The organism is Anaerobacillus sp. ABD4_527, from assembly GCF_056160805.1.
In genome coordinates this window covers 1,483,996-1,507,918 of sequence record NZ_JBSWXZ010000001.1, presented here as the reverse complement: position 1 = coordinate 1,507,918, position 23,923 = coordinate 1,483,996, and the positions used below count along the sequence as shown (strand labels likewise).

Below are 23,923 nucleotides of genomic sequence, written 5' to 3'. Positions count from 1 at the left end.
ATATGGTATCTCTATAAATAGTCCTAATTCTTTTCAAAAAAAAAAGACGCGACTAGTCGAATTGTGACTTTTGTCGTGTCTTGTATTAAGAGGATCTAGGGTTACAGTACAAAATTGAGATCATCAAATTTTCTAGGAGATTTGCTTGGGTGTTCAAGGTATTCGGACAGTACTGGTACAATCGATTTGTTGTAGATTCCGTTTATCATTGATTTTTCAAAAAGAATCACGTCAGGCTTCGATTTTAAGAATTCTTCAATCGGTGTTTTAAGATCTAGATTGTGAAATGATGTTTCGAAATCAACCACGATATTGTTCTGGTAACTTGATAGGGATAGGCCAGCATGCAGCTCTCCCAAAATACCTGAATGCTTATAGTACTCCGTCACGATACGTATGTCTCGTGGTGTGTGAGGTAAGATGATTTCAGGATGATTAGAGACGATCATGATTTCTTCTGTGAAAGGTCTTGTGATCATGAGGAACTCATCTAACTTCTTTTTATAGTGAGCAGTGTTTAGGCGTTCACTATTTTTGTCATCGATTAGCAATAAGCCAGTGACCATTTTTTAACCTCCTATGGTTTATTTTCATTTAGTTTAATCGCTTTATCCCATTCTAGATGTGTATTTCGTCACACCCTGATCGGAAGGTGTGATTATTGTCACACCTTAAATTCAAGGTTGCTGGTATACTAAATTTAAGATGAGATGGAACGAAAGGAGTTCGGATAATGGAGTGCCCAATGATTTCAAAAAACACGGCTGGCTACAATACTCAGTCCTTTGCTTCTGAAAATTTCTTAAAACTAAAAGGTGTTATGTATGAGAGGCATGTGCCTCGTGGTGAGAAGATTTATTGGGAAGGTGAAGAATGCGAACATATTTACTTTCTTAAACAAGGTGCGGTGAAACTAACAAAGAGTTCAGATGAAGGAAAAGAACTCGTGCTGTATTATTTTCAATCTGGAGATTTATTTGGTGATTTGAAAGATGATGTTCACATAACGAATAGTTATACTGCAGAAGCAATCAGCGATTGTACTCTGGGTGTTATCCAACAAAAAGATCTTGAAACGCTTCTCTGGCAAAATGGTGATTTAGCGATCGATTTTATGAAGTGGCTCGGTTACATGCAGCGCTTTTTACAAACAAAACTTCGAGACCTCTTGTTCTTTGGTAAAAATGGCGCTCTTGCTTCTACGCTGATCCGTATGTCCAATACGTATGGCGTAGCGGAAGGCAACAAAGTGCGGTTCACAAATCGCTTAACGAATTCAGAGCTAGGAGACTTAATTGGCTCTACGAGAGAAACAGTCAATCGAATGTTAAACCAGTTGAAAAGAGAAGAGATCATCGACTATGAAGGTGGCGTGATTACGATTAGGGATATGGACCGGTTAAAGGCTATTTGTCATTGTGAAGGATGTCCTAGCAGCATATGTCGATTGTAGATTGTAGGGTGTAAGAGATATTTTTCTCTTATACCCTCTTTTTTTGTGTGAAATTAACCATGTTTGTGATAGATGTCACAGATGCGATTACTTCCATCTCCTAAACTAAGAGTAGACATTGAGTTAGGGGGGAGAGAATTGAAACTAGTTGATAGTAAAAGTGAAGCTCACCGTTCAGTAAAGGTTGAGAAAAGTGAAGAAGATCTTAAAGGAACAATCATTTCTGTCTTTATGGTAGGTGGTTTTATCGTTCTATCATGGGGAGCTGTTTACTGCTTATATGTAGCGAGGTTTTAATCAGGGGGGAAGCATATGCACATTCATAAGTTTGAAAAAATCTGGTTAATTGTCGGAAGTGGAACATTAGTTGTCTTTTTACTAATTATCGGTATCAATGCATTTGCGATGGGTCACACACCGCCTAGTGATGATGAAATTTTAGATCCCCAAGAAGTCGATATTACGGCTCCATTCGACGAACCAGGCTTAAAAAAGATTGGTGAAAATGAATACGAATTAGTGATGATTGCTCAAGCATTCACATTTCAGTCTGTTCAAGACTTGGAAATTCCAAAAGGAGCGACTGTTCATTTTACAGTCACGAGTAAAGACGTTGTGCATGGATTTCAGATTCCAAAAACGAACGTGAATATGATGATCACTCCTGGACACGTAAATAAAATTACTCATACGTTTGACGAAGTAGGTCAATTTTTAATTTTATGCAATGAATATTGCGGAGTCGGACACCAGGCGATGGGTGTACCTCTGGAGGTGATCGAATGATAAGTCAAGTTGTTGATCGTGCGGATGCAAAGCTTAGTATGGCACACATTTATGTTGCCTTCGCAGCGGTACTACTAGGAGGGATTGCTGGGCTGCTTCAAACTCTTGTAAGAAGTGGAACGTTTCAGCTGCCTGCAGGAATAGGTTATTATCAATTACTCACAGCTCATGGAATCTTACTTGCACTTGTTTTTACTACCTATTTTATTATTGGATTCTTTTACGCTGGTCTCAGTAGAACGTTAGGGAAGTTTTACGATCAACCGTTTCGAATGGCATGGCTTGGGTTTGTCGTTATGACGATCGGAACTGTCTTAACGACCGTTATGATTTTATTAAATGAAGGAACTGTGCTTTACACATTTTATGCTCCGTTGAAGGCCTCTCCCTTGTTTTATATTGGATTAACGTTCTTTATTATTGGTACTTGGTTAGCAGGCGGAGCAATGTGTAGTCAGTACTATATTTGTAAAAAGGTATCCAAGAAAAAACTCTCTCCACTGTTTGCTTTTATGGCGATCATGACGATGGTTTTATGGTTTGTCGCAACAATCGGTGTAGCTGCATCTGTACTCTTTCAATTTATTCCTTGGTCATTTGGATGGGTGGATGGCATCAACATCTTACTTAGTCGTACGCTGTTTTGGTATTTTGGTCATCCTCTCGTTTATTTTTGGTTACTTCCTGCGTACGTGTGTTGGTATGTCATTATTCCTGAAATCATCGGAGGAAAAATATTTAGTGATGCTCTAGCACGATTATCATTCGTTTTATTTCTACTGTTCTCAATCCCAGTAGGTTTTCACCATCAGTTACTAGAGTCAGGAATTTCTCCGTTCTGGAAATTTTTACAGGTAGTCTTGACCTTTATGGTTATCGTACCTTCTTTGATGACAGCATTCTCATTGTTTGCTACGTTTGAGATCTCTGGTCGTAAAAAAGGGGCGTCCGGATTGTTGGGATGGTTTAAAAAGCTTCCTTGGAAAGATGCACGCTTTTTTGCACCTATGGTCGGTATGCTGATTTTCATTCCGGCAGGTGCAGGAGGCATCATCAACGCAAGTAACCAGATGAACCAAATTGTTCACAACACGTTATGGGTAACTGGACATTTCCACCTTACCGTTGCTTCTAGTGTCGCATTAACGTTCTTTGGAATTGCGTACTGGTTGATTCCGCACCTGACTGGCAGGGTTCTAACGGGACGAATGCATAGTCTAGCAAACTTACAAACGATTCTTTGGGCTGTAGGAATGTTCTTCATGTCAGGTGCGATGCATACTGTTGGGTTGCTCGGTGCTCCTAGAAGAACAGCTTACACAACGTATCAAGATCACCCGGATGCTCTAGGATGGATTCCATATGAAGTGACGATGGCACTTGGGGGCTCAATATTATTTATTGCTATTCTATTATTAATGTTTATTCTGAGTGATCTTGCATTTTTTGCTCCAAAAGGAAAAGAAGACTTCCCAATCGGAACAGTTGCCGATCGAGCTGAAAGAACACCAGTGATCCTTGAAAATTGGAGGCTTTGGCTGACAGTAGCCACGATTCTCATTCTCGTTGCATACACTGTTCCGGTTGTGCACATGATTGAGCACGCACCGCCAAGTTCCCCAGGATTTAAGTTTTGGTAACTAAAAGCGCTGGTGAAAACAAGCGTTAGAGTGTTGAAAAAGTTTCGGTGTTGCATAGTAGTCGATTATTTCCGCTCCAATTAAGGTTGAGGAATAGATGGATGGTGAGAATCTCTCTCCAAATTCATCTGTTAACCTATAGGGAAGGAATATATTTATTCCCTTCAAGTAGGAGAGACGATTGCGGGCTCGTCGTACGGGCGACCGAGACCGGGGTATTGGTTTCACCTCGGGCTTGGACGTTCGTTCACGGAAAGCATGCGATCCTCATCGACTACGGCACTGGGAGAACAGACTAATGGCATCGTTTTCTCGACAAACTGACGCTGGTTTATACCAGCGTTTTTATCTTTGCTCATAGTTTTGATATAGTATAGAAGAAAATGTGGAAGGAGGATTATATGAAGAAACCTAACATTCTATTTATTGGCGCTGGTCGTATGGCAGAAGCCATTTTTTCTGGACTTAAACAATCAGATCACATTGGCACCGTCACGATCTCTAATCGATCAGATAGTGAAAGACTAGCTCATTTAAAAGATACATATCATGTTGAAACGGCAAAATGGCAGGATGTTGTTTCAAATCACGACGTTGTTATTCTCGCAGTACCTCCTGCAAGTCACCCTGCTGTATTGAAAGAGTTATCAGGCTTTGTGACGAGTCAGCTCATTATTACTGTAGCTGCAGGTATCGGACCAACTCAACTTGAAGAAGCATTACCCCAAAGTCCTGTGGCATGGATCATGCCAAATACTGCAGCTGATGTTAAGGAGTCCATGTCCATCTATGCTTGTGGAAAATGTGTTACTGAGGATGACCGAGCATCCCTGCAACTCATTTTGGACGCAATCGGGGAATCTGAAGAGCTTTCTGAAGAACAGATTCATCAGTTGACCGCTGTCACTGGAAGTGCACCTGCATTTGTTTATCAATTCGCAGAAGCTCTCCAACAAACAGCGAAATCATATGGATTAACGTCAGAGCAAGCAACGAAACTTGTTGTACAAATGATGTATGGATCCGTAGCGATGTTAAAAGACGGTAGGGAAGCAAGTGCTCTCCGCGATCAAGTAACAACGCCAGGAGGAGCGACTGCGGCAGGTTTGGATGTTCTGAAAGAAGCACATTTTGATGAGTTACTTAACGAAGCTGTGCTAGCGGTTAATCGAAAAGCAAAAGAACAAGCAAAATAAAACTTGCTCGGACTAGTCCGAGCAAGTTTTGTTTTTAAAGGATATATGGTCCTAACAAAAGGACGACGATTCCGAGATTAATTCCAAGTTGGTAAGACGTTTTTTGTAATATCGTCCATTCGTGGTCCTGACCAAGTCGGCTGATCATATAGGATATTACAAAAATCACGAGTGGCCATACATAGCCAGCACCCGGGAATATTAAGTAACTCGGTGCAAGATATTGAAATGGTCCATCAAGGATATAAGGTAAAAAGGCTATCTGTGATCCGACGAAAAGCAGAACCATTGTCCATTCAACCCAACGCTTATCCTGCTCAAGAGCAGCAGTGTTTGAAAAATATAGGTACATAAGAGCGAATGCTGGCAGGATAAGAAATCCAAAAGAGAACGCAAGCATCGCAAACATACCCACAATCGCTGAGAATGTGTCGAAAATAGCTAGTTTGATATCTTGGCCACTGGTTTTTGTGCTTTCCTCAATGACTGTTTCTGATGTAGAAGCCCCATGCAATTCGTAACCGGATTTTTCTCTGTCTAACCAAACGATCGCATCTCCTGTTAGACTGATCGGTCTGATTGAAAGTTCATCGCTCGTACTCCGACGAGAAGCTACCCACTCTCCTTCTTCATCCATCTTTGCTTCATAAATACTTACAACAGATTTTTTTGGAGAGATGTTATCGTTTGCGCTGAAGAAAACCGTTGGTTCACCGTCTTTAATTCCGAGTGTAAAATAACTTGGCTTAGAAAATGTATTCCCTGTTTCAGAGTTGTATATTTTGAGAAGCTTGGGTTCAGTTTTTCCTTCCCCTGAACTTTCGGCATAATATGTATTAATGATTTTAGAGCCATTTCTTGTTGCAAAAACGGAATACGTGAAAGCGGTCGTTCCTTCTTTCTCAACAGCTTGAAAGTTAATGTAGTGGTCGCCTGCAACAAGTTTGGTTTCGATAATGAGTTCAGGTGTTTTATCTGACTTAATGTAGTAGATTCTGCTTGTAGTGTCAGTTAGAGCTTGTAGGATGACATTGTCATCTTCTGTTATCACTGCATTTCGAACTTGCTCTTCCTGATCGAATGCCACTTCATTTTTTATTTGTCCGTTCGGTGTAATAAGGTAAAGCGTGTGTTTTGACCATGCTATGGCACCATTGGTTGAGGCATTTATGCCTTCTACTTCGCTTAATACCGGGTTCTCAGATCCTCCCATTGAATGGATGAGCTGGTCTCCGTCTTTGTAGATCGCCTGATCTTGATCAATATAGAAAGAGTAGCCTTCAGGAATGGTGTAATCTAAGTCCTCTGATGTTGCATTTAGTTTTTCATCAACTTTGACTTTTCTTACCGGATCTCCAGGGACATAAATTTCAGTTGATTCTTCCCCCTTTGAAACAAAAACTTCATTGTCTTCAATCGATAACCCTAATTCCATCGTTCTACTCCAGCCGTCGTCAGGTTGCTGTTGAATGGTGTTCAGCTGGTGAAGAAAAACAAATAATAAGATGATAAGACCTGCACCGATAGGTAATCCTAATTTTTTCATTTTTTCCTCCCCCTCATTCCCTCTCTTTGTATATACGTATGAATTTTACACAAGTTTCAAAAAATTAACAATACATGATAAACGAACGACCGAATAAATTGTGAATAAGATGCGTTAACTCTATGTTTCACGAGAGGAGCTATCTTATGAGGAAACGTCGAGTAGAGGAACGAATAGAAGAGTTAATTCGGTTGGCACACTCTTCTCAAGGGGAGGACGGGGCGTTTCGCTACTGTTTCGAAAATAGTCTTTTAACAGACGCAGCTATGATTGTTTTAATCAGAACACTGGAGTTACAGGAAGAAGAATTACTGGAAGCACTAGTAGAGCGTCTTTTAGAACAACAAGATCCTTCGGGGTGCTGGAAACTCTACCATGATGAAGAAGAGGGTAATCTCTCTGCGACTGTACAGGCCTATCACAGCTTATTATTTTCTTGTAAGGTATCGAGCGCAAGGTTAGAAAGCGCGCGGTACTACATCATAAAGAAAGGTGGACTAAGTAAGACAGACTCAATAACGAAAGTGTTTCTGGCTATACATGGTCATATTCCATGGCCAAACTTATACCACTTCCCAATGCTCTTCATGCTCATACCGGAATCATTTCCAATCTCGTTTTATGATTTAAGTTCGTATGCTCGCATTCATTTTGCTCCAATCATTATTATGCAAGATAAAAAGTATACCCTTCAAACGAAGTGGACACCAGATCTTACAGAGCTTGTAAGTAGAGAACGGCACGAGGTTAGAGAGTCCGTACTCCATTTACCTGCTAACTTACTATTTCTTGCAAGAAAAAGAGTGGAACAATACATGCTGCAGCGTATAGAATCTGATGGAACGTTGTTCAACTACGCTACAGCTACGTTTTTCATGATCTATGCGATGCTTGCACTTGGGTATGATCGACACTCACCAACGATCATGAATGCAATGAATGGATTAAAGAAGATGGTGTGGAAGTCTGAGTCGCATCTTCAGAATTCTCCTTCTACGATGTGGGACACAGCTTTAATGTCGTATGTGCTTGATGAAGCAGGTGTTTCAAATGAGTCTCCAATGAGAATTAATTCGGCTAACTACCTTCTACACCATCAGCAAGACCGAAAAGGTGATTGGGCAATTACGAGACCGAACATCGAGCCAGGTGGATGGGGGTTTTCTGAAGGGAACACCTTTCATCCAGACATCGATGATACTTCCGCAGCTTTAAGGGCAATCAAAAGATATATACCTTTTGATGAAGGCATACACTCTGCTTGGCAAAAGGGAACGAACTGGTTGATCAGCATGCAGAACAACGATGGAGGGTGGCCTGCGTTTGAACCTGACCGAAAAGCATTTTTATTAAAAGATATCCCTATTGATGGAGCTGATTCCTCTTTCCCTGATAACTCGACAGCAGATCTAACGGGTAGAACGGTCGAATTCCTATGCAATAGTGCAGGGATGGAACGAACTCATCCAGTCATAAAAAGGGCGATCGATTGGCTTGTGAAAAATCAGAAAGCTGATGGCTCGTGGTATGGCAGGTGGGGGATTTATTATATTTACGGTACGTGGGCAGCACTCACAGGATTAAAAGCTGCTAAAGTAAGAGAAGGTCATCCCACAGTAAAAAAAGGATTGGAGTTTCTTAAGAGTATACAGCGTAACGATGGAGGGTGGGGGGAGTCTTGTTCTAGCAATGTGAAAAAATCGTACGTTGCACTCACTCATAGTACACCTTCTCAAACCGCGTGGGCTGTTGAGGCATTGATGGGTTTTGAAGGAGATACGATCGAAGTTAGAAAAGGCATCGATTATCTTCTTAAGACTCACACAGAAAAAGAACGAACGTATCCAACCGGAGCGGGGTTAGCGGGTAGCTTTTATATTCAGTACCATAGCTACGAAATTATATGGCCACTTCTTACACTTTCGAAATACTTTAAGCTACTCGAAAAATAAAACAAAGTGCGTCAACCGCACTTTGTTTGTCATTCTAATCCTTTTTTCTCAAGTTCCCTAACTTTAATTTCTCCTGTTCCTCGAGGGATTTTGACGGAGTGGACAGTGCTCGCTTCAAGCTCTTTTGCAATCATATCCGTCGCTTCTGAAGGATCAATTTTATCACCACAAGTATATACGTCGATCGAGGCGTACCCATGCTCAGGAAAGCTATGAATCGTGAGGTGAGATTCAGCAATAATGACAGCACCGCTAATTCCCTGTGGTTCAAAAGGATGAAATACGACTTCGCGAATTTCCGCTCCAGAATTGAGTGCAGCTTTAGCGAATGTTTCTTCTATAAAAACCAAATCGTTCAATTTCTCTTTATTACAATTCCACATTTCAGCTATGATATGATGGCCAAGTGTTTCGATGATCCTTGCCTCCCTTGATTTACTCATTATAGTTTCTATAATAAGAAATCTATTTATACAACGTTTCTCCCCTCTGAAAAGAAATGTTAAACTGATTTTGGCTGCCTTTCTTCACTTGAAGGTTATTGTTTGACACCTTATGTTTAAGTGTTTAAACTTAAGAACAAAAAGAGGATTAAAGGAGTAACCGCTATGACATCGATACCTACTTTGGTTGAAAACCATAAAGATTATTTTCATACCGGCGAGACAAAGGAGTATAGCTTTAGAAAGCAGCAGCTTGAAAAGTTGAGGGATGCGATCAGGGAGTATGAGGAAGAGGTACTACATGCTTTGAAAACTGATTTACATAAATCAGAGTGGGAAGCTTATACAACGGAAATTGGATTTCTTCTTGAGGAATTCAAGTTCACGATTAAGCATTTGAAGGAATGGATGAAGCCAGAAAGTGTTAAAACACCTGTGACTCACATTGGATCAAAGAGTCATATTCATTCAGAACCGTTCGGCGTGACGCTCATTATCGCACCTTGGAACTATCCGTTTCAGCTTCAACTTGCTCCACTTGTCGGAGCGATCGCTGCAGGTAATTGCGCAGTATTGAAACCTTCTGAACTTACACCGGCAGTATCACATGTTCTTGCCAAGTTGATTCGAGAGAATTTTGAGGAGAAGTACATTTCGATCGTCGAAGGTGGGGTTCAAGTAAGCACGGAACTGCTAAAGCAGCCGTTCGACCATATCTTTTTCACTGGCAGCGTCCCCGTTGGAAAAATTGTCATGGAAGCAGCAGCGAAACAGCTTATTCCCGTTACCCTTGAGCTAGGTGGTAAAAGCCCTGCTATTGTAGACAAGGATGCAAATCTGAACCTCGCTGCCAAGAGAATCATGTGGGGGAAATTTACGAATGCAGGTCAAACATGCATAGCACCTGACTATCTCTACGTTCATCGCGACGTAAAGAGTGATTTGCTTAAGAAGATGCAGGACGTATTATACGAATTCTATGGTGATGATCCACTATCAGATGAGAAATATGCGCATATTGTAAGTGATAAGCATTTTGAAAGACTAAAGAGTTTTCTTAGCGATGGTGATGTGATAATCGGTGGCCAACATAAAGCTGACGAGAGGGTTATCGCTCCAACGCTACTCGACAATATCTCATGGGAAGATCCCATCATGCAAGATGAGATCTTTGGACCATTGCTACCGATCCTTGAATTTGACGACCTTCAGGACGTGGTCAAGGAAGTACGTAAACGACCGAAGCCACTAGCTCTTTATTTCTTCTCTGAAAGTGATGAGAAGCAGGAATACATTACGGACAACCTTTCTTTTGGTGGAGGGTGTATGAACGATACCCTTATGCACATTGTTTCACCATACCTCCCGTTTGGAGGAGTTGGAACAAGCGGAACAGGTAGTTACCATGGAAAGGCGAGTTTCGATGCATTTTCTAATACGAAGAGTATCGTGAAACAAACGACGAAATTTGATTTCTCTTTCCGCTACCCATCTGCTAAAAACGGGTTGAAAATAATAAAGAAAATAATGGGGTAAGAAGCCCTTACTCCTTTACAATTTCTATAGAAATGGATAACGCTTTTTCTCTTTAGTATCTTAAACTATCGTGATATGATAACAAAAAGCTACTCCCATCTTTTTAGGTAGGGTTACTTTTGATAGGAGGATACAAATGAGTCTTAATAAAGGAATTATTAGTCTTGGGGAAGCGCTGATCGATTTTATCCCTCTAGATATGGAAAATACAACGTATCAAAAAAGTCCTGGTGGTGCTCCTGCAAATGTCTCTGTAGGGTTGTCACGTCTTGGAGCAAAATCTACGTTTCTAGGCAAAGTCGGCGATGACGTACTAGGCCGCTTTCTTAGAGACACATTACGCGATTATGGTGTAGATGTCTCGACGATGATTTTGACTGAAGCTGAGCGAACGGGTGTTGTATTCGTTACGAATGCTGAAGATGGGGAGCGAAGTTTTGACTTCTACATAAACCCAAGTGCAGATCGCTTTCTACATGCAGAGGAAATTGTAGCTGAGGTGTTTGATCAGCATCGTGTTCTTCACTTCGGTTCGATTTCGATGATCAGTGAACCGTCGAGAAGTGCAACAAGGAAAGCAGTTGAGATCGCAAAAGAGAAAGGTCTCCTCATTTCGTATGATCCAAACCTCCGACTTGGTCTTTGGGAGAGTGAAGAACGTGCGAAAGAAATCATCGTGTCCATGCTTTCTGAAGCAGATATCTTAAAATTATCTGATGAAGAGCTGACTTTCATCACTGGAGAAGATGATATTGAGGCTGGGATTAAAAAGCTCTCACACTATCAGATTCCAGTTGTATTCATTACGAGGGGTGGAGAAGGAAGTCTCGTGTTTACTCCTGACTATTCGTTGCAGGTTCCAGCAATGAAGGTAGAGGCAGTAGATACAACGGGCGCAGGAGATGCATTCGTATCTGGCATCTTATATTGCTTTAATGAGTATGAAGGGGAACTTTCAACGTTACCGAAAGAAGACCTGTTAAAAATGACCCAGTTTGCCGGTGTGTCAGGCGCTCTAGCAGCATCTACCAAAGGGGCGATGACCGCACTGCCTACGCTATCTGAGGTTCAAGAGCTTTTAAAGGCTGTTTAACCATCTCGCTTTGCGAGGTGGTTTTTTTACGGGTTGAGTGAGCTAGCTTGTGAGAGAATGGTACGGTACAATCATAGTGGATGACTTAACGGAGGTGCTAATGAAATGAACAAAGACTTTTTACTAGAACTACTTGCAACGCCGTCTCCTTCTGGAGCGGAAATGGAGATCCAGCATAAATGGATGAATTATGTAAGTGAGTTTGCTGATGAAATGCGTACAGATCATGCAGGAAATGTCATCGGCATTTTAAATCCTGAGGCAGAGTTTAAGGTGTTGCTTGCCGGCCATTCCGATGAAATAGGCTTTATGGTTAAAAAGATTGATGATAAGGGCTTTATTCGCGTTGAAAAGCTAGGTGGTATCAGTCATAAGCCAGCGATCGGGATGAAGGTTACGATCTTTGGAACGCATGGAAAATTGAACGGTGTGTTTGGGGTTAACGCAGAACATCATGGTGGCGCTAAAGGCGAATTTACGTTCGATGATCTGTATATCGATTGTGGAGCAACTTCTAAAGAAGAAGTAGAGAAATATATTGAAATTGGTGATTTAGCTGTATATAAAAGGGAAGTTGAGTTCCTTCTAAACGATCGAATCAGTGGTAGAGGACTCGATAACCGAACAGGTTCTTTCATCGTTGCTGAAGTGTTGAAGGAAGTAGCGAAGCGAAATCCGAAGGTTGGTGTTTATGCAGTAAGTACCGTAAATGAAGAAACCAATATGGGTGGGGCTTATTTCGCTGGAGCAGGAATCAAACCAACGATGGCGATCGCATGTGATGTAACGTTTGCATCTGATTATCCTGGTATCGATTCAAGTAAACACACAGATGTAAAGATTGGTGGAGGACCAGTTATCGCGAAAGGTGCGCCGATTAATATTAAGATTAATCAGATGTTACTTGACGCTGCAAAGAAATTAGATATGAAAGTACAATATGAGCTAACTCCTAGAATGACGGGTACAGATGCGGATAAGCTGCGTTTAACTGGAGAAGGCGTTCCGGTTTCCCTGTTGTCTCTTCCTCTTCGGTACATGCATGCTCCTGTGGAAACTGTGAGCTTGAAAGACATGGAAGAAGAAATCGCTCTACTTGTTGAAATGATTGCAACGTTAACGGGAGAAGAAAGTGTCAATCCTTTAACGAAATAATATTGACAATTTTGTGAAAATAGTGCTAAGCTAACAGAGTGAAAAAATACGAAAGGGAGTGTGTGTGATGGAGCATGTTAAGAGAATTGCCTTATTAATTTCATGTGAAAGAGACGCACATTGCCCAGGTGTAATGATTTAATTGCTACAAGGGGTGAGAAGCGTCTTAGACGTGCGCCCTATTTAATGTCTAACGTATATCAGGCATAACCGCGTGCGGTTATGCCTTTTTTTGTTGGGCAATTTTATTGTCATTCACTTGGGTGGTATTGCTGAAAGGATTGGGGGGAAATGGAATGTTCGCAATTTTAGGGAAGTTAAGCTGGTTTTTTAAACAGCATTGGAAGCGGTATACGATCGCAATATTTTTACTTGTGTTCGCGGGGATACTCGAAATGATCCCGCCGAAATTAATCGGTATGGCGATCGATGAAATCAATATTGGAACGTTAACTTGGGATCGATTACAAAATTACCTACTCACCTATGGAGCATTGTTGGTCGCAGTGTATTTTATTACGTACATTTGGATGTATCAGTTATTTGGTGGGGCATTTTTAGTTGAGAGAATGTTACGTTCGAGGTACATGAAGCACTTATTGAAAATGACTTCGACGTTTTATGAGAGAAATAGAACTGGAGATCTTATGGCGCGGGCTACGAACGATCTTAAAGCAGTCTCGATGACGGCTGGATTTGGTATCTTGACACTAGTAGATTCAACAGCATTTATGATAATCGTTCTTGCGACGATGAGCATACTCATCAGCTGGAAATTAACGTTAGCTGCTATCATCCCTCTACCTCTCATGGCTCTTGCTATGAACAAGTATGGAAAAATCATACACAGACGATTCACCGCTGCACAGGATTCGTTTGGAGAGATGAACGACCAGGTATTAGAATCGATCGCAGGTGTTCGCGTGACAAGGGCTTACGTTCAAGAACGTGCAGATCAAAACAAGTTTCGTCGTTTAACAGAAGACGTATTTAAGAAAAATATTGATGTAGCAAAAATCGATGTATTATTCGAACCTACGATCAAAGTACTCGTTGGAATCAGCTATTTGATCGGTCTTGGATATGGGGCATACCTTGTCTTTCATAATGCGTTAACGCTTGGTGAGCTTGTCTCGTTTAACGTTTATCTAGGAATGCTTATATGGCCGATGATCGCAGTAGGCGAGCTCATCAATGTCATGCAAAGAGGAAATGCATCGTTAGATCGTGTGAATAAGATCTTAACCTATGAAGAGGACGTGAAAGAACACAAATCGCCTAAGACTCTTAAGAGTCCAGGCGAGATCACATTTGAGCATGTCACGTTCACTTATCCCTCTTCTGAAGTAAAGAACCTTGAAAATGTATCGTTTACGCTATCAAAGGGTGAAACACTTGGAATTGTAGGCCGAACTGGAAGCGGGAAGACGACACTCCTGAAGCAATTGTTAAGAGAGTATCCTCCTGGCGATGGAGAAGTAAAGATTTCAGGAATCCCCATTCAAGACCTTTCGCAAGAAGCACTTCAGGGGTGGATCGGCTACGTTCCACAAGAACAAATCCTTTTTTCTAGGACGGTAAGAGAAAACATACTTTTTGGAAGAAGCGATGGTACGGAGCATGATGTGAACCGTGTCCTAAGGTTAGCTGACATTCAAAAGGACATTACGACCTTTCCTTCAGGACTCGATACGCTTGTTGGCGAAAAAGGGGTCGCTTTGTCAGGAGGACAAAAGCAGCGTGTTTCCATTGCAAGAGCATTAATGATTGATCCTGAAATATTGATCTTAGATGATGCGATGTCAGCGGTGGACGGTAAAACAGAAGCTCAGATCATCTCCAATATTCGGAACGAACGAGCGGGAAAAACGACGCTCATCGCAACACATCGGTTATCAGGTGTTCAGCATGCAGATAAGATCATCGTACTCGATAATGGAAAAGTGTCTGAACTTGGCACTCATCACGAGTTGATCCAACACAACGGTTGGTATAAAGAACAGTTCGACAGACAGCAGCTTGAAGATAATTTGAAGGAGGTGCTGTAAGTGAATCGACACGTTGGGAAACGCTTAGTTCAGTATGCACTCCGCTTTAAGAAGACGATTCTCATCGCGCTTCTACTGCTTACTGTTGCTGTAGCCGCTGAGCTATCTGGACCGCTGATTGCAAAACGGATGATCGACAAACACATCCTTGGGATCGAGAATCCATGGTTTGAAACGGATCAAGGAGAAGAAGCGGTTAAGTATAAAGGGGAATGGTATAAGCGAAGTGATCATTTCTCAAGCGGTGAAGAAAAAGGAAAAGAAGTTAGAATTCTTCAAGTAGGAAGAAGTTATTATTTTGTTGATGAGCCTATTCCATTCGATGGAGAGAGGACCGTTGAAGACGGGGCTATCACTATTTCAAAGGATAGTAATACGGTTACCTTGGAAGCAGAGAAGCTTACGAATAATGAACTACTCAGCTTTTATAAGCCGGAGTTTCAGCCGCTTATTTGGTTGATTGTTCTTTACTTCGGATTGCTGATATTCGCATCGTTCTTTGAATATGGGCAAGGGCTGTTGTTACAGACTTCTGCTAACAGAATCATTCAGAATATGCGTACTGATGTCTATGCTCAGATTCAAAGGCTGCATATTAACTATTTTGATAACCTCCCGGCTGGGAAAGTTGTATCGAGAATCACGAATGATACTGAAGCGATCCGTGAGCTTTATGTCACTGTACTCGCTACGTTTTTCACTAGTATCATTTATATGACAGGTATCTTTGTTGCTTTATTCTTTCTAGATGTGAAACTGGCGTTCATCACCTTAGCAATTGTACCGATTTTAGTTATTTGGGTGATCGTCTATCGCCGCTTTGCTTCTAAATATAACAAGGTCATTCGTACACGAATCAGTGATATCAATGGGATGATAAACGAATCGATTCAAGGCATATCGATCATTCGAGCATTTAAACGAAGCTCGCAAACTGAAAAAGAATTTGAGACGCTTAACGAAAGTCACTTTACTTATCAAAACAAGCTTTTAAACTTAAATTCACTCATGTCTTACAATCTGGTAAACATCTTGAGAAATATTACGTTCGTTGCCCTCATCTGGTATTTTGGAGGAGCATCATTGACAGCTGCTTCAGTCGTTAGCCTAGGCGTGCTCTATGCATTTGTCGATTACTTGAATAGACTATTCCAGCCTGTTACAAACATGGTGAACCAATTGGCGAACCTTGAACAAGCGCTCGTTGCGGCAGATCGTGTATTTGAACTACTCGATGAAAAAGGGGAAGATGTTGCAGACGGAGAGCTTAAACCATATGAAGGAAATGTTGCTTTTAACAATGTATCGTTTGCATACAAAGAAGAGGAGTATGTTCTTAAGGATCTATCCTTCACTGCCAAAAAAGGTGAAACCGTTGCGCTAGTGGGCCATACTGGTTCAGGAAAGAGTTCGATCATGAACCTTCTATTCCGGTTTTATGACAATCAAAAAGGCACGATCACAATCGATGGTATAGACATTCAATCCATACCAAAGCAACATTTAAGACAGCATATGGCGATTGTATTGCAAGATCCTTTTCTATTCACTGGAACAATCGCCTCAAATGTGAGCTTAGATGATCCTTCGATCTCAAGGGAGAAGGTAGAAAAGGCATTAAATGATGTTGGAGCAGAGGACCTATTGAAAACTCTACCGAAAGGCTACGATGAGCCAGTCATTGAAAAAGGTAGTACGCTTTCTTCAGGACAACGCCAATTGATTTCATTTGCTCGTGCACTAGCATTTGATCCAGCCGTTCTCATCCTTGATGAAGCAACATCTAACGTAGATACTGAAACAGAAATCGTGATACAAAATGCATTGGATACGCTGAAGAAAGGCCGTACCACATTCATTATCGCTCATAGACTTTCGACGATTCGAGAAGCCGATCAGATCCTTGTTCTCCACCAAGGAGAGATTGCCGAAAGAGGAAGTCATGAAGAGCTAATGCAAAAACAAGGTAGGTACTACCAAATGTATCAGCTCCAACAAGGAAAAACGATTGAGCGGGCAGTGTAAAATAAGCCGGGTCCCTACTTAAGGGACCCGGCTTTTCTATACATAAAATCTACCTAGAAGATGGGCGAAACCCTGCTGCTTCTGCATCTTCCTCCGAGCAAAACATTTCTTCTGCTTTTGTTATATTGTAATAAGCGCTATCTTGAACATGGTAAATCTTCTCACCTTCAGAATTAATGTTTCCTTTGATTTTACACTCTTCATTAGGTTGCCCCGAAGGAGCTTTTCCTTGAAAGTCTTCCTCACGCACATAGTCTTCAATGCTCCAAATCCCGACGCCTTCTTTTTGGGCAGTTCTTTGAAGGGATTGGAAATCTTCGAGGTACTTCACATTAGGTTGATAAATATAGGCGACTCTAGCCAGTCCTTTTTCTAGTAGCATTTCATTAAACATCTTTTCATCGATCCATACATAAGCGAGTAAGCGTCCGTACTTATCTCTTTCTGAGATTCCTATTTCTAACTCGATTTCTTCACCTTCGAGCGTTTCTTCTGCAAAAGAAGAAGCTTCTGGTCCGAAGGGTTGAACGGGTTTTGAAGGATGTTTCGTTTCGGGCGTGTCTACAAGTAAGAGTCGAACAGTTTCAGCCTTGCCATCAATCGACACTTTAATCGTGTCACCGTCAACGACTTTCGTTACTTCTGCGGAGATTGTCTTCGGATTTTGTCCTGTTTCAGTTGCACAAGCACTCATAAAAAAGAGTAATATCAATAGGAATGTAATGTTTTTCACGTAAAACTCCTTTGGTTCTTGATTCCAAAATCAATGCATAAACTAAATGGGGGTGATGCGGATGGGTCACGTGTGCCTTTACTGTGAGAAAGAATTACTCTTTCCTTGGGAAAGAAGAAGAATCGTGTGTGACGGATGTCATTATGCTATTTCGGATAGTTATCATGAAGATTATCGTACGATTAGTAAAAGAAACACTGAACAAAAATCCCGTTAGACTCAGCGGGATTTTTTTGTTGGCTTAATACCTTTTAACAGCTAACGTACAGCGGGAGATACAAATTAGATCATCCTGCTCATCCACAATCTTGATTTCCCAAACCATTGTTCTTCTTCCGATATGTACTGGTTCTGCAACCGCAGTGACAATACCATCTTTCTTGCTTTTTAAATGATTTGCATTGATCTCCATTCCAAAAGCAGCTTCGTTTTCTCCGTTTAGATGTAAAGATCCTCCGATGCTTGCGGCAGATTCAGCAAGTGCAACTGAAGCGCCACCATGAAGAAAACCAAGCGGCTGATGGGTATTTGGTCCAACAGGCATTTGAAGAACAACTTTTTCAGGTGTCAATGTAACAGCTTCTATCCCGAGCGCTTCTAATAACGTGTTTTTAAATTCCATGTCATCTCCTCCTTTTACTACTTAACAGTATACAATACAACAGCAATAAAAAAGACAAAAGCCCTTCGGGACTTTTGCCTAAATGATCGTTGCAAGAAACAATCCAATTGCCATAAGTAGGCCGAATTGAGTATGCATTTGTGCAGTGGCCTTCATTGCGGGCATCATCTGAATCGCTTCCGTTTTACCATCAAAAAGCTTAATCGCTTTAAACGCCTTCGGAAGGCTGAGTAACACTAACAGTAACCATAGTGAAGCGTCAATCGTGATGATCATGACCACGATCCATAGGAAAGAAAAGATAAACATCCATTCCAATGATAGGACAGCTTTCTCATGGCCTAATAATATCGCTAGTGTTTTTCGCCCTTTTTCTTTATCGCCTATTCGATCACGGATATTGTTAGCCATTAAGATGCCACCAACAAGCACCGAGATAGGCAGTGATAGTAATACGCTATCGAGTGTAATGACTTCAGCTTGTACATAAAAAGAAAGAAGTACTAAGATAAGCCCCATAAACAGTCCAGCTGCTATCTCACCGAACGGTGTATAGGCGATCGGGTATGGACCACCTGTATAATAATAACCTGCAGCCATACATACAACTCCGATGACTGCGATCCACCATGTTGTTAGCATACAAATATAGACACCTAGAACGATTGCAATTCCAAAAAAGATAAAAGCAAGTTTTAATACTGTTTCAGCTCGCACGCCATCTCGAACGATTGCTCCACCGATCCCAACACTTCCAGCATGATCGAGGCCGCGTTTAAAATCGTAGTATTCATTAAACATATTCGTCGCGGACTGAATCAAAATAGAAGCAACCATCATTGCCATGAATAATCCAAAATGAAACGGGTTATCTTGAACGGCTAGCATTGTGCCGATAATAACTGGAACAAAGGCAGCTGTTAATGTGTGTGGACGAAGCAAACGCCACCATACCTGCCAAGTTGGTTTCGAAGGCGAGTCTTTACCCAGCTTATCTGTGCTGTTTGTTAAACTCTCTTCCATAATAATATGTCTCTCCCTCAATCTGTAACTTCAATAAAATGACCCCTATAACCATTATAGTGTAAAAAAACGGATAAGGGGTGTCAATGTTTAGTTGAGGTATGAATAAAAAATGATCACCTTTGCGCTAGCAAGGTGATCCAGTAAATTCTAATAATATGGGTAAGGATATGGTCTGAAGAACGCGATTCTTCCTAACCCAACCCCTACTAGTCCTCCGAGCAATCCACCAGCAAATGCTCCAAAAAAATACATTCCGGGTCCTCCAGGTTGCTCTGGTCCGCAACAGTTATCTCGCAATGGACGGATATAAACAAATTCATCATCTACTTCTTCAATGTGTCCTCGATGTAGTTCGCCATCGTGACAACGAATTTCGACACATTGTCCGACGTGTTGACGACAAACTCCGTGATAATAATGCCTGGACAAATTAGACCCTCCTTTGTTGACTTTTTATAGACGCTGTGAAATGTCTACATTAACTATCCTATGCTCGTTAATTTTTTTGCTAAGGGCATTAGCGGAGTATCGATATGATTTTTTTCTTGAAGGATAGGGAAACTAACAATAGAATAATCGAATGGTAAAAACCGCTTCGTTGACAGTTTTAGTGGGACAGGTGTATCCTTTAATTAACTGTGGCCGAGGCTGACTCGGTCTGCTTTTGCATGGAAAGAAAGTTGGGGGGAGAAGTCAGTGTCTATTATACAGCATCAAGAACTATATAGCCTGCTTCATCAAGGTGTAAGTGAGGCGAACAAACGGGGAACGTCTGTACTTGTTAGCCAGGTGCTACAAGTAGGTGCTGTCGATCCCCTCTCCTTTTATGCAGCTGGTTCGTCTTTATATAATAACGATCGAACGTTTTGGGCAGACCCTGAAAATGATACAACGATCGTAGGGCTTGGAACGTTAAAAGCCTTTCAAGCTAATGAGGAACGATTCCAAACGATTGAACGTAATTGGAAGAAATTTTTGGAGCACTCTTTAATAGAAGGCGCACCTTCAAGACCTGGAGTTGGTCCTGTATTACTCGGTGGGTTTTCATTTGATCCTGATGCAGCAAGTACTGAGAATTGGTCAGGATTCCCTGAAGGCGGAATGGTCATTCCAAAGCTGATGTTAACAAAAGCTGGAGACGATCTATGGCTAACGCTGAATGCGGTCGTGGATGAGAGTGATCAAGCCGATGAGTTATCTGATCAGCTTCTTCATCACTATAATCGAATTTTGGATATGATGCCTTCCGAACAGGGTGGTTCAACTACAAACTTCACTGTTGAAGAAATCGAACCAGAGCAATGGAAAAACACGGTACGCAGCGCTGCAGCGAATATAAGAGACGGCAAGTTAGAAAAAGTAGTACTTGCGAGAGAAATAAAACTTCGTTCAGAAGTGCCATTCTCTTCTTCTAAAACGCTCGTTAAGTTGAAAGAACAACAAAGTGATAGTTACTTGTTCGCTTTTAATTACAATAATAAATGCTTTATCGGTGCATCACCTGAACGCCTCGTTAAGCGAGATGGACAGCAAGTCTATTCAGCATGCCTTGCTGGTTCGATCGACAGAGGAGATACAGAAAGTGAAGATAAGGAACTTGGAAACGAATTATTGCATGATAATAAAAATCGAATCGAACATGATCTTGTAGTACGAATGATTCGTACAGCAATGGAAGAAGAATGTGAGTTTGTACAAGTACCGTCTACTCCGGAGTTATACAAAACGCCTCACATTCAACATCTATTTACACCTGTCGTTGCGCGGGCTCGTAAAGGGACAAGCTTATTACGGATGGTAGAACGCCTACATCCAACCCCTGCTCTTGGAGGCTATCCACAGCATCAGGCAGTTAAGGAGATTCGACGAGTAGAAGGAATGGATCGAGGCTGGTATGCTGGTCCGGTTGGCTGGATCGATTATCAGGATAATGGTGAGTTTGCTGTCGCTATCCGTTCAGGTTTATTAAAAGGACGGGATGCATCGTTGTTCGCAGGATGTGGAATTGTCGGAGATTCAGATCCACACAGTGAATATGAAGAAACAAAGATGAAGTTTAAACCGATGCTAGCAGCGCTTGGAGGCAACCAATATGAATGATCAACGCATCCTTTCAAACTATGTAGGGGCATTTGTTGATGAACTTTCTCGTTCCGGGGTTAATGATGTTGTCATCAGTCCTGGTTCGCGCTCTACACCATTAGCTATGGTTATAGCAAATCATCCTGAAATCACTTCCTGGGTTCATGTAGATGAACGGTCAGCAGGCTTCTTTGCGCTTGGCATTGCAAAAGCCCAAAAGAAGCCTGTTGCACTTTTGTGTTCTTCTGGTACAGCAGGTGCGAATTACTATCCTGCAGTCATTGAAGCAGCTCAATCAAAAATACCATTGATCATCTTAACGGCAGATCGCCCTCATGAGTTAAGAGACAATGGTGCACCACAGGCGATCGACCAAAATCAACTGTTTGGCAATTTTCCAAAATGGTATATGGAAGCGTCGATGCCAGATGCTTCTCAATCTTTAATTCGATACATAAGAACAGTGGCTTCACGAGCCTCTGCGATCTCTTTACAAGCTCCATCTGGCCCTGTTCACTTGAATTTTCCCTTCCGAGATCCACTCGTTCCTGATTTATCAGATGACACGATCTATCAAGAAGGAAGAGCTAACGACGAGCCTTGGGTGACTGTTCCAGGAAATAGTATAAGGGTTAATGATTTTGAGACTTCTTCTTATATTGAGATGTTGATGAAAAAGAGAGGATTGATCGTAGTCGGTCCACAGGAAGATAAGCGACTCTCAGATGCGGTTGAAAAGCTTTCGGAAGCAACAGGCTTTCCTATTTTTGCAGATCCTTTATCTAACTGTCGGGATATGAATAATCCTATGGTGATCGAAAGCTACGATGCGCTATTAAAAGGTGAAAGTAAAAAACTGAAGCCTGACGTGGTCATTCGTTTCGGAGCGATGCCCATCTCGAAAGCATATTTGCAGTACATCGATAAGTTAGAGGACGTGCATCAGATCGTGGTCGATGAAGCAGGGTGGAGAGACCCAACCCTTAACAGTTCGCACATGGTCGTTGCGTCTCCATTTTCTTTCTGTCAGCAGCTTCTTGAACGCCTTGATAAAGAGCCGAAGCGCGTAGACAATGAGTGGAGTGGAATTTGGCAAACGATCAATAAAAAAGCAATTGATGTTCTTCTTACTGATCAGAGTGAGATGTTTGAAGGGCACGTTTTTAAAGAACTCGCTAATCTCTTATCTGAAGAATCCTTGCTTTTCGTTGGAAACAGTATGCCGATAAGAGATCTCGATAATTTCTTCTTACCAAAGCATGGTTCTCCTACCATAATGGGTAATAGAGGTGCGAATGGAATAGATGGCGTGGTTTCTACAGCGCTAGGCGCGAGCGTTTCATTCGATTCTTCGGTATTGATAATAGGAGATTTATCATTTTATCATGATATGAACGGCTTGTTATTAGGAAAGCTATATGGTTTGAATTTAACAATCATCGTAATGAATAACGATGGTGGAGGCATTTTTTCTTTTCTTCCACAGGCAGAGAAAGAACATGAAAAGCACTTTGAGCGTCTATTCGGCACGCCAACAGGTCTCGACTATCGACATGCAGCTGCTTTATATGGAGCTACATTTGAACGAGCAGCTTCGTGGGAAGAATTTAATGATTTGTTTCATGCTTCAAAGAATCATAAAGGATTAAATATTATTGAAATTCCTACGGATCGAAATCTTAACAAGGTATTGCATAGGGACGTGTTTTCAAAGGTTTCAGAAACAACAAGTGCAGTGTTGAAGGAGTTTAAGCTATGATGATTTCTACCCATGGCTTACAATTTCATATTGATGACAGGGGGAAAGGTGAAGCGATCGTGTTCCTACATGGATTTACAGGTTCGGTCGATAACTGGACTCCCTTCATTGAAAAGTGGTCTGATCGATATCGCTGTATAGCAATTGATCTCATCGGACATGGTAAAAGCAGCAAGCCAGACGATCCTGCTTATTATTCGATGGAAGCTATGTTACAGTATTTGAAAGATATCTTAGATCAGTTGAACGTAGAAAATGCAAATGTAATCGGTTACTCTATGGGTGGTAGACTTGCTCTTTCTTTTGCAGCGCATCATTCTTCATATGTGAAGAGCCTCATTCTTGAAAGCAGTTCCCCTGGGCTAGAAACGATTGAAGAGCGAGAAGAAAGAATTTTGAAAGACGCTGCGCTTGCGAAACGTATTGCGGAAGATGGTATGGAAAGCTTCGTTGCTTTTTGGGAGGAAGTCCCATTGTTCAAAACGCAAAAACGTCTACCACGATCTCTACAAAGAGAGCTTAGGAAGCAGCGTCTTACTAACTCAACAACAGGACTAGTAAATAGTTTAAAGGGTATGGGGACAGGTGCGCAGCCTTCCAATTGGGATAAGTTAACAGCCATTTCGATTCCAACTTTACTACTGGTTGGTGAACATGATAAAAAATTTGTATCGATCGCAAATCGCATGAACGAAAGGCTTCCTAATGGTCAAATTGAGAAGATTATTGACGCAGGACATACAATTCATTTAGAACAACCGCAAATCTTTGATAAAATGGTAATAGGTTTTCTAGGAAAACTAAAAGTAAGACAAAATTAATCTACAT

22 protein-coding genes are annotated in these 23,923 nt (G+C 41.4%); 15 read left to right on the top strand and 7 right to left on the bottom strand.

Annotation, left to right across the window (positions count from 1 at the left end):
* Positions 1-101 precede the first annotated feature (101 nt).
* Complete coding sequence (locus tag ACXAHI_RS07920; RefSeq protein ID WP_474847065.1) at positions 102-566, bottom strand: hypothetical protein; 465 nt, start codon at positions 564-566, stop codon at positions 102-104.
* A gap of 167 nt (positions 567-733) precedes the next feature.
* Between ACXAHI_RS07920 and ACXAHI_RS07915 the strand changes: the two genes are divergently transcribed.
* From ACXAHI_RS07915 to proC, 6 genes are all read left to right on the top strand, one after another.
* Positions 734-1,453 carry a Crp/Fnr family transcriptional regulator gene (locus ACXAHI_RS07915; protein WP_474847064.1) on the top strand — a complete coding sequence of 240 codons (720 nt, stop codon included), beginning with the start codon at positions 734-736 and terminating at the stop codon, positions 1,451-1,453.
* A 138-nt stretch (positions 1,454-1,591) separates the two neighbouring features.
* On the top strand, positions 1,592-1,750 hold the full coding sequence (locus tag ACXAHI_RS07910) for a cytochrome c oxidase subunit 2A (RefSeq protein ID WP_270179695.1): 159 nt from the start codon (positions 1,592-1,594) through the stop codon (positions 1,748-1,750).
* Positions 1,751-1,765: 15 nt separating this feature from the next.
* Positions 1,766-2,239: a cytochrome c oxidase subunit II gene (locus ACXAHI_RS07905; RefSeq protein ID WP_474847063.1), complete on the top strand. Its 474-nt coding sequence runs from the start codon at positions 1,766-1,768 to the stop codon at positions 2,237-2,239.
* Positions 2,236-3,879: a b(o/a)3-type cytochrome-c oxidase subunit 1 gene (locus ACXAHI_RS07900; protein WP_474847062.1), complete on the top strand. Its 1,644-nt coding sequence runs from the start codon at positions 2,236-2,238 to the stop codon at positions 3,877-3,879. Before ACXAHI_RS07905 ends, ACXAHI_RS07900 begins: the two co-directional genes overlap by 4 nt.
* A 101-nt stretch (positions 3,880-3,980) precedes the next feature.
* Entirely contained in the window at positions 3,981-4,178 is a 198-nt protein-coding gene (locus ACXAHI_RS07895) for a hypothetical protein (RefSeq protein ID WP_474847061.1), read from the top strand.
* Positions 4,179-4,280: 102 nt separating this feature from the next.
* Positions 4,281-5,075: a pyrroline-5-carboxylate reductase gene (gene proC / locus ACXAHI_RS07890; RefSeq protein ID WP_474847060.1), complete on the top strand. Its 795-nt coding sequence runs from the start codon at positions 4,281-4,283 to the stop codon at positions 5,073-5,075.
* Between the two features lie 34 nt (positions 5,076-5,109).
* Here the strand turns inward: proC and ACXAHI_RS07885 are convergent, their stop codons facing one another.
* A complete protein-coding gene (locus tag ACXAHI_RS07885) occupies positions 5,110-6,621 on the bottom strand; it encodes a hypothetical protein (RefSeq protein ID WP_474847059.1) in 1,512 nt (503 codons plus the stop codon).
* Positions 6,622-6,767: 146 nt separating this feature from the next.
* Here ACXAHI_RS07885 and ACXAHI_RS07880 point away from each other — a divergent pair, with 146 nt between their 5' ends.
* The gene (locus ACXAHI_RS07880) at positions 6,768-8,573 is read left to right on the top strand and encodes a terpene cyclase/mutase family protein (RefSeq protein ID WP_474847058.1); all 1,806 of its coding nucleotides are present in this window, start codon (positions 6,768-6,770) and stop codon (positions 8,571-8,573) included.
* Positions 8,574-8,602: 29 nt separating this feature from the next.
* On the opposite strand, the gene speD is transcribed toward ACXAHI_RS07880, so the two are convergent.
* Complete coding sequence (gene speD, locus ACXAHI_RS07875) at positions 8,603-8,989, bottom strand: adenosylmethionine decarboxylase (protein WP_474848114.1); 387 nt, start codon at positions 8,987-8,989, stop codon at positions 8,603-8,605.
* Positions 8,990-9,181: 192 nt separating this feature from the next.
* Between speD and ACXAHI_RS07870 the strand changes: the two genes are divergently transcribed.
* The 5 genes from ACXAHI_RS07870 to ACXAHI_RS07850 all read left to right on the top strand — a co-directional run bounded on the left by ACXAHI_RS07870 (position 9,182) and on the right by ACXAHI_RS07850 (position 16,873).
* Positions 9,182-10,552 (top strand): aldehyde dehydrogenase, encoded by a 1,371-nt coding sequence (locus ACXAHI_RS07870; protein WP_474847057.1) that lies wholly within the window; start codon positions 9,182-9,184, stop codon positions 10,550-10,552.
* Positions 10,553-10,688: 136 nt separating this feature from the next.
* On the top strand, positions 10,689-11,645 hold the full coding sequence (locus ACXAHI_RS07865) for an aminoimidazole riboside kinase (RefSeq protein WP_474847056.1): 957 nt from the start codon (positions 10,689-10,691) through the stop codon (positions 11,643-11,645).
* 105 nt (positions 11,646-11,750) lie between these two features.
* Positions 11,751-12,800 (top strand): M20/M25/M40 family metallo-hydrolase, encoded by a 1,050-nt coding sequence (locus ACXAHI_RS07860; protein WP_474847055.1) that lies wholly within the window; start codon positions 11,751-11,753, stop codon positions 12,798-12,800.
* Between the two features lie 296 nt (positions 12,801-13,096).
* Positions 13,097-14,848: an ABC transporter ATP-binding protein gene (locus ACXAHI_RS07855; protein WP_474847053.1), complete on the top strand. Its 1,752-nt coding sequence runs from the start codon at positions 13,097-13,099 to the stop codon at positions 14,846-14,848.
* Entirely contained in the window at positions 14,849-16,873 is a 2,025-nt protein-coding gene (locus tag ACXAHI_RS07850) for an ABC transporter ATP-binding protein (protein ID WP_474847052.1), read from the top strand. It begins immediately after the preceding gene.
* Between the two features lie 49 nt (positions 16,874-16,922).
* On the opposite strand, the gene ACXAHI_RS07845 is transcribed toward ACXAHI_RS07850, so the two are convergent.
* From ACXAHI_RS07845 to ACXAHI_RS07830, 4 genes are all read right to left on the bottom strand, one after another.
* Positions 16,923-17,606 carry a thermonuclease family protein gene (locus tag ACXAHI_RS07845; RefSeq protein ID WP_474847051.1) on the bottom strand — a complete coding sequence of 228 codons (684 nt, stop codon included), beginning with the start codon at positions 17,604-17,606 and terminating at the stop codon, positions 16,923-16,925.
* A gap of 241 nt (positions 17,607-17,847) precedes the next feature.
* A complete protein-coding gene (locus ACXAHI_RS07840) occupies positions 17,848-18,228 on the bottom strand; it encodes a hotdog fold thioesterase (RefSeq protein WP_270179683.1) in 381 nt (126 codons plus the stop codon).
* A gap of 78 nt (positions 18,229-18,306) precedes the next feature.
* Positions 18,307-19,251: a 1,4-dihydroxy-2-naphthoate polyprenyltransferase gene (locus tag ACXAHI_RS07835; RefSeq protein ID WP_474847050.1), complete on the bottom strand. Its 945-nt coding sequence runs from the start codon at positions 19,249-19,251 to the stop codon at positions 18,307-18,309.
* Positions 19,252-19,401: 150 nt separating this feature from the next.
* Positions 19,402-19,683 carry a hypothetical protein gene (locus ACXAHI_RS07830; RefSeq protein ID WP_270179681.1) on the bottom strand — a complete coding sequence of 94 codons (282 nt, stop codon included), beginning with the start codon at positions 19,681-19,683 and terminating at the stop codon, positions 19,402-19,404.
* A 267-nt stretch (positions 19,684-19,950) separates the two neighbouring features.
* On the opposite strand from ACXAHI_RS07830, the gene ACXAHI_RS07825 reads away from it, so the two are divergent.
* Genes ACXAHI_RS07825 through menH form a run of 3 tightly spaced genes read left to right on the top strand, consistent with a single transcriptional unit; the run spans position 19,951 to position 23,916 of the window.
* The gene (locus ACXAHI_RS07825) at positions 19,951-21,354 is read left to right on the top strand and encodes an isochorismate synthase (protein WP_474847049.1); all 1,404 of its coding nucleotides are present in this window, start codon (positions 19,951-19,953) and stop codon (positions 21,352-21,354) included.
* On the top strand, positions 21,347-23,095 hold the full coding sequence (gene menD, locus ACXAHI_RS07820) for a 2-succinyl-5-enolpyruvyl-6-hydroxy-3-cyclohexene-1-carboxylic-acid synthase (RefSeq protein ID WP_474847048.1): 1,749 nt from the start codon (positions 21,347-21,349) through the stop codon (positions 23,093-23,095). The genes ACXAHI_RS07825 and menD overlap by 8 nt, the downstream gene beginning before the upstream one ends.
* Positions 23,092-23,916 carry a 2-succinyl-6-hydroxy-2,4-cyclohexadiene-1-carboxylate synthase gene (gene menH, locus ACXAHI_RS07815; protein WP_474847047.1) on the top strand — a complete coding sequence of 275 codons (825 nt, stop codon included), beginning with the start codon at positions 23,092-23,094 and terminating at the stop codon, positions 23,914-23,916. The genes menD and menH overlap by 4 nt, the downstream gene beginning before the upstream one ends.
* Positions 23,917-23,923 lie beyond the last annotated feature (7 nt).

Bases quoted from the DNA above. Each gene is read 5' to 3' on its own strand.
- ACXAHI_RS07840 (WP_270179683.1), bottom strand. From the start codon at position 18,228: ATGGAATTTAAAAACACGTTATTAGAAGCGCTCGGGATAGAAGCTGTT.
- ACXAHI_RS07865 (WP_474847056.1), top strand. From the start codon at position 10,689: ATGAGTCTTAATAAAGGAATTATTAGTCTTGGGGAAGCGCTGATCGAT.
- menH (WP_474847047.1), top strand. From the start codon at position 23,092: ATGATGATTTCTACCCATGGCTTACAATTTCATATTGATGACAGGGGG.
- ACXAHI_RS07915 (WP_474847064.1), top strand. From the start codon at position 734: ATGGAGTGCCCAATGATTTCAAAAAACACGGCTGGCTACAATACTCAG.
- ACXAHI_RS07880 (WP_474847058.1), top strand. From the start codon at position 6,768: ATGAGGAAACGTCGAGTAGAGGAACGAATAGAAGAGTTAATTCGGTTG.
- ACXAHI_RS07885 (WP_474847059.1), bottom strand. From the start codon at position 6,621: ATGAAAAAATTAGGATTACCTATCGGTGCAGGTCTTATCATCTTATTA.
- ACXAHI_RS07855 (WP_474847053.1), top strand. From the start codon at position 13,097: ATGTTCGCAATTTTAGGGAAGTTAAGCTGGTTTTTTAAACAGCATTGG.
- ACXAHI_RS07900 (WP_474847062.1), top strand. From the start codon at position 2,236: ATGATAAGTCAAGTTGTTGATCGTGCGGATGCAAAGCTTAGTATGGCA.
- ACXAHI_RS07870 (WP_474847057.1), top strand. From the start codon at position 9,182: ATGACATCGATACCTACTTTGGTTGAAAACCATAAAGATTATTTTCAT.
- ACXAHI_RS07835 (WP_474847050.1), bottom strand. From the start codon at position 19,251: ATGGAAGAGAGTTTAACAAACAGCACAGATAAGCTGGGTAAAGACTCG.
- ACXAHI_RS07905 (WP_474847063.1), top strand. From the start codon at position 1,766: ATGCACATTCATAAGTTTGAAAAAATCTGGTTAATTGTCGGAAGTGGA.
- ACXAHI_RS07920 (WP_474847065.1), bottom strand. From the start codon at position 566: ATGGTCACTGGCTTATTGCTAATCGATGACAAAAATAGTGAACGCCTA.
- ACXAHI_RS07895 (WP_474847061.1), top strand. From the start codon at position 3,981: ATGGTGAGAATCTCTCTCCAAATTCATCTGTTAACCTATAGGGAAGGA.
- ACXAHI_RS07860 (WP_474847055.1), top strand. From the start codon at position 11,751: ATGAACAAAGACTTTTTACTAGAACTACTTGCAACGCCGTCTCCTTCT.
- proC (WP_474847060.1), top strand. From the start codon at position 4,281: ATGAAGAAACCTAACATTCTATTTATTGGCGCTGGTCGTATGGCAGAA.
- menD (WP_474847048.1), top strand. From the start codon at position 21,347: ATGAATGATCAACGCATCCTTTCAAACTATGTAGGGGCATTTGTTGAT.